This window comes from Pseudomonas sp. PIC25, from assembly GCF_002286785.1.
GTDB lineage: Bacteria > Pseudomonadota > Gammaproteobacteria > Pseudomonadales > Pseudomonadaceae > Pseudomonas_M.
Map to the genome: position 1 here is coordinate 1 of NZ_MUJY01000066.1, position 12,671 is coordinate 12,671.

Annotated in this window: 11 protein-coding genes; 5 read left to right on the plus strand and 6 right to left on the minus strand. The window is 65.5% G+C overall.

Annotated features, from left to right (window positions below; translation table 11 throughout):
• Together BZL41_RS07615 and BZL41_RS07620 are read right to left on the minus strand one after the other, a co-directional pair.
• On the minus strand, window positions 1-321 hold a 321-nt coding region (locus BZL41_RS07615; protein ID WP_174706141.1), incomplete at its 3' end, for a nucleoid-associated protein.
• 160 nt (window positions 322-481) lie between these two features.
• Window positions 482-1,186, minus strand: a complete 705-nt coding sequence (locus BZL41_RS07620; RefSeq protein ID WP_095598732.1) for an HAD family phosphatase — start codon at window positions 1,184-1,186, stop codon at window positions 482-484.
• Window positions 1,187-1,700: 514 nt separating this feature from the next.
• On the opposite strand from BZL41_RS07620, the gene BZL41_RS07625 reads away from it, so the two are divergent.
• Window positions 1,701-1,949, plus strand: a complete 249-nt coding sequence (locus BZL41_RS07625) for a hypothetical protein (protein WP_095598733.1) — start codon at window positions 1,701-1,703, stop codon at window positions 1,947-1,949.
• Window positions 1,950-2,011: 62 nt separating this feature from the next.
• Here the strand turns inward: BZL41_RS07625 and yjeH are convergent, their stop codons facing one another.
• Window positions 2,012-3,277 (minus strand): L-methionine/branched-chain amino acid transporter, encoded by a 1,266-nt coding sequence (yjeH, locus tag BZL41_RS07630; protein ID WP_095598734.1) that lies wholly within the window; start codon window positions 3,275-3,277, stop codon window positions 2,012-2,014.
• Window positions 3,278-3,412: 135 nt separating this feature from the next.
• Here yjeH and BZL41_RS07635 point away from each other — a divergent pair, with 135 nt between their 5' ends.
• The 4 genes from BZL41_RS07635 to BZL41_RS07650 all read left to right on the plus strand — a co-directional run bounded on the left by BZL41_RS07635 (window position 3,413) and on the right by BZL41_RS07650 (window position 9,430).
• Window positions 3,413-3,832: an Lrp/AsnC family transcriptional regulator gene (locus BZL41_RS07635; protein ID WP_084335769.1), complete on the plus strand. Its 420-nt coding sequence runs from the start codon at window positions 3,413-3,415 to the stop codon at window positions 3,830-3,832.
• Between the two features lie 8 nt (window positions 3,833-3,840).
• A complete protein-coding gene (gene sbcD, locus BZL41_RS07640; RefSeq protein ID WP_095598774.1) occupies window positions 3,841-5,058 on the plus strand; it encodes an exonuclease subunit SbcD in 1,218 nt (405 codons plus the stop codon).
• A gap of 186 nt (window positions 5,059-5,244) precedes the next feature.
• Complete coding sequence (locus BZL41_RS07645; protein ID WP_095598735.1) at window positions 5,245-8,664, plus strand: AAA family ATPase; 3,420 nt, start codon at window positions 5,245-5,247, stop codon at window positions 8,662-8,664.
• Between the two features lie 49 nt (window positions 8,665-8,713).
• Entirely contained in the window at window positions 8,714-9,430 is a 717-nt protein-coding gene (locus tag BZL41_RS07650) for a DUF2238 domain-containing protein (RefSeq protein ID WP_095598736.1), read from the plus strand.
• Here the strand turns inward: BZL41_RS07650 and rlmF are convergent.
• The 3 genes from rlmF to BZL41_RS07665 form a co-directional block, all read right to left on the minus strand.
• The gene (gene rlmF / locus BZL41_RS07655) at window positions 9,410-10,429 is read right to left on the minus strand and encodes a 23S rRNA (adenine(1618)-N(6))-methyltransferase RlmF (RefSeq protein ID WP_095598737.1); all 1,020 of its coding nucleotides are present in this window, start codon (window positions 10,427-10,429) and stop codon (window positions 9,410-9,412) included. The genes BZL41_RS07650 and rlmF overlap by 21 nt on opposite strands.
• Before the next feature lie 88 nt (window positions 10,430-10,517).
• The gene (nhaD, locus tag BZL41_RS07660; RefSeq protein WP_095598738.1) at window positions 10,518-11,894 is read right to left on the minus strand and encodes a sodium:proton antiporter NhaD; all 1,377 of its coding nucleotides are present in this window, start codon (window positions 11,892-11,894) and stop codon (window positions 10,518-10,520) included.
• A 338-nt stretch (window positions 11,895-12,232) separates the two neighbouring features.
• Entirely contained in the window at window positions 12,233-12,529 is a 297-nt protein-coding gene (locus BZL41_RS07665) for a helix-turn-helix domain-containing protein (protein WP_095598739.1), read from the minus strand.
• Window positions 12,530-12,671 lie beyond the last annotated feature (142 nt).

The window sequence follows — 12,671 nt, forward strand, 5'->3', positions numbered from 1 at the left end:
CAGCACGTGGCCGCCGGTGGACAGGTTGGACTCTTCCATCAACTTCTGCAGATGCTCCACGGCCTGGCGGCTGAACGCGGTGAAATCCTGCGCGCCTTCCAGGTACTGGTTCAGCCAGCCGCTGAACGGATAGGCGCCGGATTCCTCGTGAAAGAAACCCCAGGCCTTGCCCTGCTTGGCGTTGTAGCTTTCGTTGAGATCGGCCAGCAGGTTCTCGATGGCCTGGGATTCGCCTAGCTCCGAATCGCGGGCATGCAGCACGGCGGGGCTGCCATCGGGCTTCTTCTCGATCAGGTGGACGATGCAATGGCGTATTGGCATGTCGTGCAATCACTCGGGTTCACGGCGACGCGAAGGCGTCGGAACAGCGCCAGCATGGCGGGCGCGAAGAAAACGGGCCCGACAGCGGCGACGTGCGGTCGGGCCGGGGCAGTTTAATCCAAGCGGGAAGGGCTGGGGCTACCTGAATGTGCGCGGATGATCAAGGCAAGGCATCGGCCGGGGCGGCATAGCGCAGCCGCTCCACCAGCGCCGGCAACTCGCGCATGTCATGCAACAGATGCTCGACGCCCAGCTCACGCAGCACTTCGCCATGCTCCGGCGGGATGTGACCGGCACCGAGGAAGCCGATCACCCGCATGCCGGCGGTCAGCGCGGCAGTGACGCCGGTGGCACTGTCCTCCACCACCAGGCAGCGCTGCGGTGCGACGCCGGCGGTGCGGGCGGCCAGCAGATAGACGTCCGGCGCCGGCTTCGGCCGCTCCACCCGGTCGGCGCTGAAGATGCCTACGTCCACCCGCTCGGTCAGCCCGCTGCGGCGCAAGGCATGGCGGACCGAGTCGTAGCGGCTGTTGGACGCCACGGCCAATGGCAGGTCGATGGCATACAGCGCCTCGCGCACACCGGGAATCGCCTGGGCTTCGGCATGGATGGTCGCCTCGCTGAGTTCGAGGTGACGCGCGTGGAAATCCACGGGGATTTCAATGCCGAAATGCGCCGCGACTCGGGCAATAATGTCCCGGCTCTGCAGGCCGAAAGTGCCGTTGAGCAGCACATCCAGTTCCTGCTCCGACGGTGCCAGTTGCAACAAGGCCTCGCGCAGCACGCGGCCGGAAACGATTTCGCTATCGATCAGTACGCCATCGCAATCGCAGATCAGCAGGTCGACATGGGGCGTTCGGGTCATGGGCGCGGGCCTCTGGGGCGTGTGATGGGACGATGGGCAGGTAATGGACCGTGGTACGTCGGGATTCGTTCGAAGGGCGAATGCCTGTCACCGAGCATAACGGGCGGAACGATGGCGAGACAGTGGAGGACGGTGTTTGCGGTTGGTCACTTTCTCACGGCTCCCAGCGGTTGAGTGTTTGCCGCTCGCTTGCTCCCACTCTCTTGAGCCGCTAGAGTCCGCCCGTCACGGTCAATCTCGTGGCCGGGCGTGAGAACCCGTTGTTCAAGACGCGACAGCGTCATAGCGGATACTGGCATTTTTACGCCTGCGATCTGGCTTTCTATGGCGGGCCGTGTGAGGCAGGCTTCTGCTTGGCCGGTTTCCTTGAACGCCGGTTTCTCACCCTCGCACGGTCCGCCTCCAAACTCGTGAGAAAGGTTGGATGGCGGCTCCTTAACCTGTTCAAGGAGCACTGCTCATGCGTTGTCTCCGTTAGCTGCCATTCCGAGTCTCCCAGACGTGGAGGCCCGCCATGCCTGACTTCCGTCCCCTTCCTGCCCTCAGCATCACCGCCAGCCCCGTTCTTTATGCCAACGCCAGCCTCGCGGCCCACGAACTGTTCGAAGCCGGCCAGGAACGGCTGAACGCCGCGCGACAGTTGGCGCTGGTGTTGTTCTGCAACGAGCCGCAGTTGGATAACGGCGAGGTGTTCGCGGCGTTTCATCTGCTGCTGAACGATGCGGCGGGTTTGTACGAGGCGGCGTTCGAGCGGGTGCGGTGAACTGAGTTTCGTTGAGTCGCTACGAGGAAGCCCTGCCGAGTATTTCGGCAGGGCTTTTTGCTTCATGGCTGCGACTGTGCCTTGCGTACCCGAACCCCTCGTGCCGCATCGAGCAGCGCCAGCACCGCGAACAGTCCCAGCACATAGCCCGCATCGGTGCCGAGCATGGTCAGCACCAGAGCGCAGAGGAGGGTGGCGAAGCCGGCGAGCCAGCGCCAGAAGCCGTGCAGCAGGACCCAGCCAGCGGCCATGCTGAGCAGGTAGATGACCACGAAGTTGCCGTTGGCGTAGCGGATCAGGTCGTCCACCGAGAGGTCGAACGCCCCGGCGAGCAGCACGCACAGCGCACAACACAGGACCACCAGCAGCAGGGCGCGGCCCGGTACGCCATGGCGGTTGCGGTGGGCCAGTGCGGCGGGCAGCTTGCCTTCGTCGGCGAGGCTCCAGATCAGCCGGGCGAAGCCCTGCACGTAGACGTTGATCGAGGCGAAGCAGGCCAGGTAGCCGACCACTGCCACCAGCCAGCGCGCGCGTTCGCCCAGCAGCAGTTCATAGAGGCGCGGCAGGGCGCCGGCATCGCTGCGCACGTCGCCGTAGGTGCCGAAGCTCAGTACGGCCACCGAGCAGGCCCAGTAGACCAGGCCGGCCAGCAACACACCGAGCAGCAGGGCCAGCGGGAAGTCGCGTTGCGGGTGCTTGAACTCCTCGCCCATGTGGGTGAACGCCTCGATGCCGACGAAGCACCAGAACATCACGCCCAGCGCCGCGGGCAGCAGATGCCACTGGTCTTCCATGGGCGGCAGCAGGGGCTGGCTGGCGCGGGGCAGGTCGCCCAGCCACCAGGCGAGGGCGACGGTGGCGATGATCGCCAGAGCGATCAGACTCTGCACCAGGCCCGAGGCCTTGGCCGGCCGCCGGCCGAGCCACAGCATGGCGCCCAGGGTGGCGAGATGGATGGTCAGGACCTGGCCTCGACCGAGGTCGAACAGCGCTTCCCAGAAGCCGCTGGCAATGTACAGCGCGGCCGGCAGGCCCACCGGCAATACGGCGAGGAACAACAGCGCGCTGAGCCGTTCCAGGCGCGCGCCGAAGGCCCGGCCTATCAGGTGCGGCGCGCCACCGGCATGGGGAAAGCGGCGGCCGAGCTGGGCGAAGGTGAAGGCCACCGGCAGCACCAGGGCGATCAACAGCAGCCAAGCCCAGAGCGAGGCGTCGCCAGCGGCGGTAGCGGCCAGCGCCGGCACCACGAAGATGCCGGTGCCCAGCAATGACGTGCTGAGCAGGCCGACGCCTTGCAGCAGCCCGAGTTCCTGATCGAGTCGGCTCATGTTGTATGCTCGTAGGCGTTTTCCATCCCGCCATGGTAGGCCGCGCGAGCGAGCAAGGCTGCTGTCAGGTCGCCGGCTTTACCCGGCAAAGTGGCGGAATTCATGCTCAACCTGCCCGTTGCCGAGAGTGCCCGAGTGGACAAGTTCGACCGCCAGATCCTCGCCCTGCTGCGCGCCGACGCGCGCCTGCCCGTCAGCCAGATCGCCCGAGAAGTGAACCTGTCGCGCTCGGCGGTGGGCGAGCGCATCCGCAACCTGGAGGAGAACGGCACCATCCGCGGCTACCACGCCAGCGTCGCCGAGCCGGGCAACGGCACGGTAAAGGCCTTCCTCGAACTCTTCTACAAGGAAAGCCGCTGCCAGGAGTACGTCGAGCGCATGCGCGCCTTCCAGGAAATCCGCCGCTGCTGCGGAATCAGCGGCGAGACCGACATGCTGGTCTACGTCGAGGCCGAATCCATTGCGCGGCTCAGCGCGATCCGCGACGAGATCGAACGCTTCCCGGGCATGCAGCGGGTGAAGACCCACATGGTGGTGCAGGAGTGGGGCATGTGAGCCGGCCGATGCGCATCCTGCATACCTCCGACTGGCACTTGGGCCAGCACTTCATGGGCAAGACCCGCCAGGCCGAGCATCAGGCGTTCTGCGCCTGGCTGGTGGCGCAGGTCCGCGAGCAGGGCGTGGATGCGGTGATCGTCGCCGGCGATGTGTTCGACACCGGCGCGCCGCCCAGCTACGCCCGCGAGCAGTACAACCGCTTCATCGTCGCACTGCGCGACACTGGCGCGCAGTTGGTCGTGCTCGGCGGCAACCATGACTCGGTGGCCACCCTGGGCGAATCGCGGACGCTGCTGGCCTGCCTGGACACCTGCGTGATCCCGGCGGTGAGCGAGAACCTGGAAGAACAGTTGCAGGTGCTCTGCCGCCGCGACGGCTCGCCGGGTGCGATCCTCTGCGGCGTCCCCTTCGTCCGTCCGCGCGATGTGCTGCGCAGCGAGGCGGGGCAGAGCGCCGAGGACAAACAACAGTCACTGCAGAGCGCGATCCACGCGCATTACCAGGCACTGTACGCGCTGGCCGAGGCGAAACGCGACGCCCTGGGCGGCGGCCTGCCGATCGTCGCCACCGGCCACCTGACCACGGTGGGCGCGAGCGCCAGCGAATCGGTGCGGGAAATCTACGTCGGCGCGCTGGAAGCCTTCCCCACCAACGCCTTCCCACCCGCGGCCTACATCGCCCTCGGGCATATCCACCGGCCGCAGAAGGTCGGCGGCCTGGAGCACATCCGCTACTGCGGCTCGCCAATCCCGCTGGCCTTCGACGAAGCGCGGCAGGAGAAGCAGATACTGCTGGTCGACCTGGACACCAACGGCCTGCGCGCGGTGACACCGCTGCCGGTGCCGTGCTTCCAACCGCTGCTGTCGCTACGCGGCAACCTCGCCGAACTGCCAGCCGCCCTGGCCGAGGCTGCGCAACAAGGCAGCGCCGAGCGGCCGGTGTGGCTGGAAGTGGTGGTCCGCGCCGACGACTACCTGCCGGACCTGCAAACGCGCATCGCCGCACTCTGCGAGGGCCTGCCGGTGGAAGTACTGCGCATCCGCCGCGAACGCGGCACAGCCGTGGTCGGCCTACAGTCCCAGGCTCGGGAGACCTTGGATGAGTTGAGTGTGGAAGAGGTGTTCGCCCGCCGCCTCCAGCAAGAGCAACTGGACGAGGGCGACGCGCAGCGGTTGAAGGGGCTTTATTGTGAGGTGCTGGAAGGTTTGCGGGCTGAGGAGTGAGTTGAGGGGGCTCGTTCACGCCCAATCCACATCATCAGGCACAGAGAAGTGAACTGCTTTGTGTCGGTATTTGCAGAAAGCCAGTCGACGGTGCAGCGCCCTGAAACCCATGCTTTCCATGGCTCGTCTACACAACCCCATCAACGATGCCACAATGGCCGCTTTCCGCCGGCCATCGACCCTGACATGAAAATCCTCAGCCTGCGCCTGAAGAACCTCAACTCGCTGAAGGGCGAATGGAAGATCGATTTCACCGCTGAGCCGTTCAGGGATAACGGTCTGTTCGCCATTACCGGCCCCACCGGTGCCGGTAAGACCACCCTGCTGGATGCCATCTGCCTTGCGCTTTATCACCGCACGCCGCGGATGACCACGCTGTCGGCCAGTGCCAATGAGCTGATGACCCGGCACACCGCCGATTGCCTGGCGGAAGTGGAGTTCGAGGTGAAGGGTGCACGCTATCGGGCGTTCTGGAGCCAGCGGCGGGCGCGCGACAAGGTGAATGGCGCCTTGCAGGCGCCTAAGGTCGAACTGGCGGACGGCGAAGGCACCATCCTCACCGACAAGATCAACGACAAGCTGCGCCAGACCGAGCAGCTTACCGGGCTCGATTTCGAGCGCTTCACCAAGTCCATGCTGCTGGCCCAGGGCGGTTTTGCCGCGTTTCTCGAAGCCAGCGCCAACCAGCGTGCGGAGCTGCTGGAGGAGCTGACCGGCACCGATATCTACGGGCAGATTTCCCAGCGTGTCTACGAGCGGACCAAGGCGGTGGAGATCGAGTTGGGCCGGCTCAAGGCGCGTGCCGAGGGCGTGGAGCTGCTCGGTGAGGAACAACGCACGGCCTTGCAGCAGGAACTGGCGACGTTGGTAGGACAGGAGCAACCGCTGCTAGCCGAACAGCAGCGTTTGCAGGCGCAACGGCAATGGCTGGACGCCGTGGCCCAGGCGGAGCGGCAGCATCAGGAAGCGCAGCTCGCCCTGCAACAGGCGCAGGCTGAGCAGCAGACGGCCCAGCCGCGTCTGGCGCGATTGGCGGCCAGCGAGCCAGCGGTACGTTTGCAGCACTGTCATCAGGCCTGGCGGCAGGCGTTGGACGCCGTTGTGCAGGGCGAGCGGGCGTTGATCGAAACCCGCAGCGAACGACAGCAGGCCGGGGAGGCGCTGGCCGTTCAGTTGTGGAGAGCTGTCCAACTAAGCCAGCTGGTGGCTGAGGGGGCGAAAGAGCGTCTCGACGGGCTCCAGCAACAGCGGCGGGCGCTTCAGGAACGATTGGACCGGCAACCACAGCATGCCCAATTGGGTGAACGGCTCGCCGCCTGGCGTGGGCAGTTCGACAGCCGCCGGCAAATTCAGGCGGATATCGCGGCCTTGGCGGAACGCCAGCGGCAGGTGCAGAACGCCTTGCATGATTTGCAGGCTCAGCAGCAGGTGCAGGACGCGCAATGGCAAACGGAACAGCACCGCTTGGACGGGGCCCGCGACGTCGAACAGCAAGCCCAGGGGCGACTGGCGACCCTGCTGGAAGGCCAGAGCGAAGCCGGGTTGCGCACGCAGTGGCAGCGCCTGCATGGCGAGCAGGGCTTGCTGGTGCAGTTGCAGCAGACCGGCGAACAACTCCGCCGCTTGGACACTGCTCTGGCCGATACAGCCGGCAGGTTGGCCGAGCTGGCGCGCCAGCGGGACGAGAAAAGTGCCCAACGCGATGCCCTGCGCCAGCGCTACAGCGATCTGAAAGCGCAGGTCGCGGATAAACAGAAGCTGCTCGAACAGGAGCAACGCATCCGTACGCTGGAGAGCTATCGCGAGCAGTTGCAGCCCGGCGAAGCCTGCCCGCTGTGCGGTTCCCATGATCACCCGGCGATCAGTGCCTACCGTGCGCTGGATGTGTCGGCCACCGAGCGTGCCTTGCAGGCCGCGCAGGCCGAACTGGAGGCTGTTCGCGAACAGGGAACCGGGGTGGGCGCCGAAGTAGCGGCGCTTGAGGCCCAACTCGATCAGTTGCGCAACCGGCAACGGCAGGATGAGATCGATGCGCAGACGTTGCGGGTCCGCTGGCAGCAGCTCTGCCGCGAACTGCGCTGCGACTTGGCGGACGATGCGGCCCTGGCCGTCCGTCAGCAGGCGCAGACCGAACAACTGGGCGCCTTGGAGCAGCGTCTGCAACGGCTCGATGAGCTGAAACGGGCTTGCGAATCGGCTCGCGATGCACGGCAGGCGCTTGAGCAGCGCTGCCAGGAGCAAGGCCAGCAACTGGCCCTGCTACGTCAGCGGCAGCAGGGCGAAGAGGCGCAGCTCGGCGCGCTCGCCGATCAATTGGCGGCTCAGCAGGAAAAGCTGGCCCGTTGCGAGTCCGATCTCGAAACGGACCTGCAGAGCCTGGGCTATACCTTGGCGGATGCCGGCGAAGGCTGGCTGACCCAGCGCGAGGCCGAGTGGCAGGCTTGGCAACGGGATCAGTCGCAGTTGCAGACGTTGGAGCGTGAGCAGCTTGCGCAGCAGGGGCGAGTCGAATCGGCAGACAAGGATGCCCTACTGTGGCGTCAGCGTTGGACCGCGCTCGGCGAGCCTGAGGGGGAGGCGGTGGTCGAGACCGATCCGCAGGCGGCGCTGTCCGACAGTGAAGGGCAGGTCGCTGCGGCGCAGCGGCTGGTCAACGAACTGGAGGGCCGTCTGGTGACGCTCAACGAAGCGTTGCGCCGCCAACAGGAGGCACTGCATGCCTGCGCGGAGCGTTGGCAGAGCCAACTGGCCCAAAGTCCGTTCGCCGACGAGCAGGCGTTTCTCGCGGCGCTGCTCGACGATGCCGAGCGGGACGCCCTGCGTGCCTTGCAGGCGCGTCTGCAACAGGCGCTGGCGGAGGCCGGCGCGCTGGCCACGGTGGCCGAGCAGACCCTGGCGGGCCTGCGGTCGAATCCCCTGACGACCGCGGACCGGGACGAGCTGGACGAACGTCTGCATACGGTAGCCGAGGAACTGAACGGGTTGGTCCACCGGCGCGGCGAGATTCGCGCCGAGTTGCAGGGCGATGATGCCCGCCGGCAGAGCCAGCAGGCGCTGTTCGCCGAGATCGCTGCGCGTCAGGCCGACTACGACCTCTGGCAGCGACTCAATGGTCTGATCGGTTCAGCCGATGGCGCCAAGTACCGCAAGTTCGCCCAAGGGTTGACGCTGGATCATCTGGTCTACCTGGCCAACCGTCAGTTGGAGCGGCTACACGGCCGCTACCAGTTGCGGCGCAAGGCCAGCGGCGAGCTGGAGATGGAAGTTCTCGACACCTGGCAGGCCGATGTCGCGCGTGACACCCGTACCCTGTCCGGCGGCGAGAGCTTCCTGGTCAGCCTGGCCCTGGCATTGGCGCTGTCCGATCTGGTCAGCCACAAGACCAGTATCGACTCGCTGTTCCTCGACGAAGGCTTCGGCACGCTGGACGGCGAGACCCTGGAAGTGGCGCTGGATGCCCTCGACAGCCTCAATGCCAGCGGCAAGACGATTGGTGTCATCAGCCACGTCGAAGCGCTGAAGGAGCGAATTCCCGTGCAGGTAAAGGTGTCGAAGGGAATAGGGATGGGCTACAGCGCGCTGGAGCGGCGGTTCGCGGTGAGTTGAGGCGGCGTCGCGAGCGGCGCTGCGCCCGCGTCGCCACCGAGGAACTCGCATGTCTGACGAACGCGCCTATCGGCAGCACTTGTTCATTCTGCTCGGCCTCTTTGCCGTGCTCTGGCTAATCCTGGCCATCGACCCGCACAACCGGCGCGACTGGGCCATGGAGAACATCCTGGTCCTGGTGGTGGGTGCCGGCATGGTGATGAGCCATCGCTGGTTCCGCTTTTCGCGGGTATCCCTCACGCTGATTTTCCTGTTTGTCTGCCTGCACGAACTCGGCGCTCACTACAGCTATGCGAAGGTGCCCTACGACGACTGGCTGCGCGCGCTGTTCGGCCAGGGGCTGGACGAAACCCTGGGCTGGGAGCGCAACCAGTTCGATCGCCTCGTTCACTTCTGCTACGGGCTACTGATCGCCTATCCGGCGCGCGAGGCCCTGCTGCGCGGCACCGGGGCGCGAGGGTGGTGGAGTTACTTCATCGCCGTGGATTTCATCCTTTCCACCTCGGCGATGTACGAGCTGATCGAATGGATCGGCGGCGACTATTTCGGCGGCGAAGAGGCCGAGGCCTATATCGCCGCCCAGGGCGACAAGTGGGATGCACAGAAGGACATGGCCCTGGCGGGGATCGGCGCGCTGATCGCCCTTGGCATCTGCGCCGCCGTCAACCTCCGGCAGGGGCGCGATCTGGCTTTGGACTGGGTCAGAGCCCAGGCCGGAGCGGACGGGCGAGACCGTTCGGACGGTTCACGCTTGCTCGCCCGCTGAGCCGGTCAGCCAGGTCTGACGCGTCTTGCGAGGGTGGAACGTCCAAGCCACGAAGCGGCTCTGCTTCTGCCCCTGGGCCATAGCGATGATGCGCACCTCCTGCGCGTCGACCCGCGCCAGTGCCGTCTGGATCGCCGGCAGGTTGCCAGCCTTGGAGACCAGGGTGCTGAACCAGAGTACCTGGCCGGCGACGTCCCGGCTTTCTTCCACCATCCGCCGCACGAAGGCCGCTTCGCCGCCCTCGCAGTACAGCTCCGCACCCTGACCGCCGAAGTTGAGCACCGGCAGCTTGCGCTTCGGGTCGAGTTTGCCGAGGTTACGCCATTTGCGCTGGCTGCCGCGGGTGGCTTCTTCCAGGGAAGCATGGAAGGGCGGGTTGCAGAGGGTCAGGTCGAAGCGCTCGTCGGGCAGCAGCAGACCTCGGAAGATGTGCTTCGGATCGTTCTGACGGCGTAACTGGATGGCGTTGTCCAGGTGGTTAGCGCGGATGATGGTTTCCGCCGAGGCCAGGGCCACGGGGTCGATGTCGGCGCCGAGGAAGCGCCAGCCGTATTCGCGGTGGCCGATCAGCGGGTAGATGCAGTTGGCACCGGCTCCGATGTCCAGCACCCTTATCTGTCCCCCTCGTGGGATTTCGCCGCCATTGTCTTCCGCCAGCAGGTCGGCGAGGCCGTGCAGGTAGTCGGCGCGGCCGGGAATCGGCGGGCAGAGGTAGGCGGGGGGAATGTCCCAGTGCTCGATAGCGTAGTGATCCTTGAGCAGGGCGCGGTTGAGTGCTTTCACCGCCTGCGGGTTGGCGAAGTCGATGCTCTGCTTGCCATAAGGATTGAGGATGACGAATGCGGCCAACGCCGGATGACGTTTGATCAAGGCGGGGAAGTCGTATCGGCCCTGGTGGCGGTTGCGCGGGTGGAACAGGGCCTTGTCGGACGGCGCCGGATCTTTGGCAGGCTTGTATCCCTTGGGCGGGCGGCCTGGAGGGGAGGGGGTGCGGGGCATGGAGCGCTCTCGGAAAACGGCGGTCGCGTATTTTCCCACAGCCTCCCCGAGAGGACGAACCCGGAATGCCGGGTTCGTCCGGGCACATTCAAGTGGTCGTGGCGAACAGCGCTATATAGGTCGCAGCACCGGAAATATAGCCGATGAAGGCCAGCCCACTGATCCGCTTCAGGTACCAGATGAAGTTGATCTTCTCCATACCCATGGCCGCCACGCCTGCCGCCGAGCCGATGATCAGGCAACTGCCGCCGGTGCCGGCGCAGTAGGCGAGCATTTCCCAGAAATTGCCGTTGATCACGAAGTTGCTCAGCCAACCCGCTTCATTGCCGGCGGCGGCAACGTCCGCGTGGCTGACCAGCGGGTACATCTTCATCGCACCGGCCACCAGCGGAACGTTGTCCACCACGGCGGAGAGCAGGCCGATGGCGATGTTGATGGCGTAGACGTTGCTCAGGCCATCCTTGAGGGCGATGGCGGCCTGGGTCAGGTGGCCGGCGGTGGCCAGGCTGGACACGGCGAGCAGGATGCCGAGGAAGAACAGCACGCTGGTGGTGTCGATCCGGCGCAAGACGCCGACTACCGACAGCGGGTGCTTGTCTTCGTCGTTCTTGCCGCGGTGGATCACTTCGGTGACCACCCAGAGCACGCCGAGGCCGAACAGGATGCCCATATACGGCGGCAGGTGGGTGATGGTCTTGAACAGCGGTACGAAGACCAGGGCGGCGAGGCCGAGGAAGAACACCAGGTTGCGCTCGAAGGGGGTGGTCGGGTCGCGGCGGTTTTCTTCCGGTTCCACCACCAGCGGCGGCTCGGTGTTCCCGCGCAGGCGGAAGCTGAGCAGGATCAGCGGTACCAGCAGGCAGACCAGGCTCGGCAGCAGCAGCTTGACCACGATGCCGCTGGCAGTGATCTGGTTGCCGATCCAGAGCATGGTGGTGGTGACGTCGCCGATAGGCGACCAGGCGCCGCCGGCGTTCGCCGCGATCACCACGATGCCGGCGTAGAACCAGCGCTCCTGTTGGTCGCTGACCAATTTGCGCAGCAGCGAGACCATGACGATGGTGGTGGCCAGGTTATCCAGGGCGGCGGAAAGGAAGAAAGTGATCAGGCCGACCAGCCAGAGCAGGTGCACACGCTTGGTGGTGTGGATGCGGTCGGTGATCGCCTTGAAACCATCGTGGGCGTCGATCAGTTCGACGATGGTCATGGCGCCCATGAGGAAGAAGAGGATTTCGGAAATCTCGCCGAGGTGGTGGCGGAGCGATTCGACGACATGGTGGGTGTTGCTGTTGCCGTTCGCCGCGCTTTCCAGCGCGGGGAAAATACTGTCGGCCCCTATCACCAGCAAGGTCCAGGCGAACACGGCGGTGAGAAGCGCCGAGGCCGCCTTGTCGATCCTCAACGGGTGCTCGAACGCGATGCAGAGGTACCCGAGTACGAAAACCAGCGCCATCAATGCATACATTATTGTTCTTCCGTCCAGAAAGGGAGGCTGGATTATGGCCAGATGAGCCGGCGGTAAAAAGGCTGAATGATCAAATCGGGGGGCGGAAATTCGCCGGCAGGTGGGCGTAGGCCGCTTGCGGAAACGGTCGTTGGAGTTGGCAGCGGCTCTGTTTCGCCCCCTGGCGGTCGATAGCGGGGTACTTCGCCGGAAAGATTCCAGGAGGCAGATTTCGGGCGCATTGCCCTGCGACCGATCGCCGCGATGCCTTGGCAGGAGGGCGGGTCGTGCCGGAGGTGTGGGCCCATGATCGCAGGCCGTTGCGGCGAAAGTAGCGTCGACGCGGGCGACGGAATCTGTCAGGGGTAGTTCAGGATGGCCTTGAGTTTCGCCAGGTTGGCCTCGATCCAGCGCCGGTCGATGGGCCCCCAGTCACGTATAACGTAACGGCCGATGTGATTGCGCTCGCCTTCCTGTTGCTCGAAGACGCAGTCGATGTCCAGCTCGCCCAGCGCCGACAGGGTGTCCTGGGCGGTGCGCCGGGGCATGCCAGTGGCCTCCATCAGTGCCGGTACGCTGGTGGCGGTGCCGCTGTCGATCAGCCAGGCCACGTAGAGACGGCGGTAGAAGCTGGTTCGGGTCTTGCTCACGTCCATGGGGCGTCCTCATTGGTGCAGCGGTGGATTATCCCGCCGGAACGAAACGGCCGGAAGCGTATGTTGAGTTGGCTCACAGCCTGCCGTCCCCGGTGTTGAGGTGCTGGCGTATCGCCGCTAGAGTGCTTGGCGGCAAAATGAT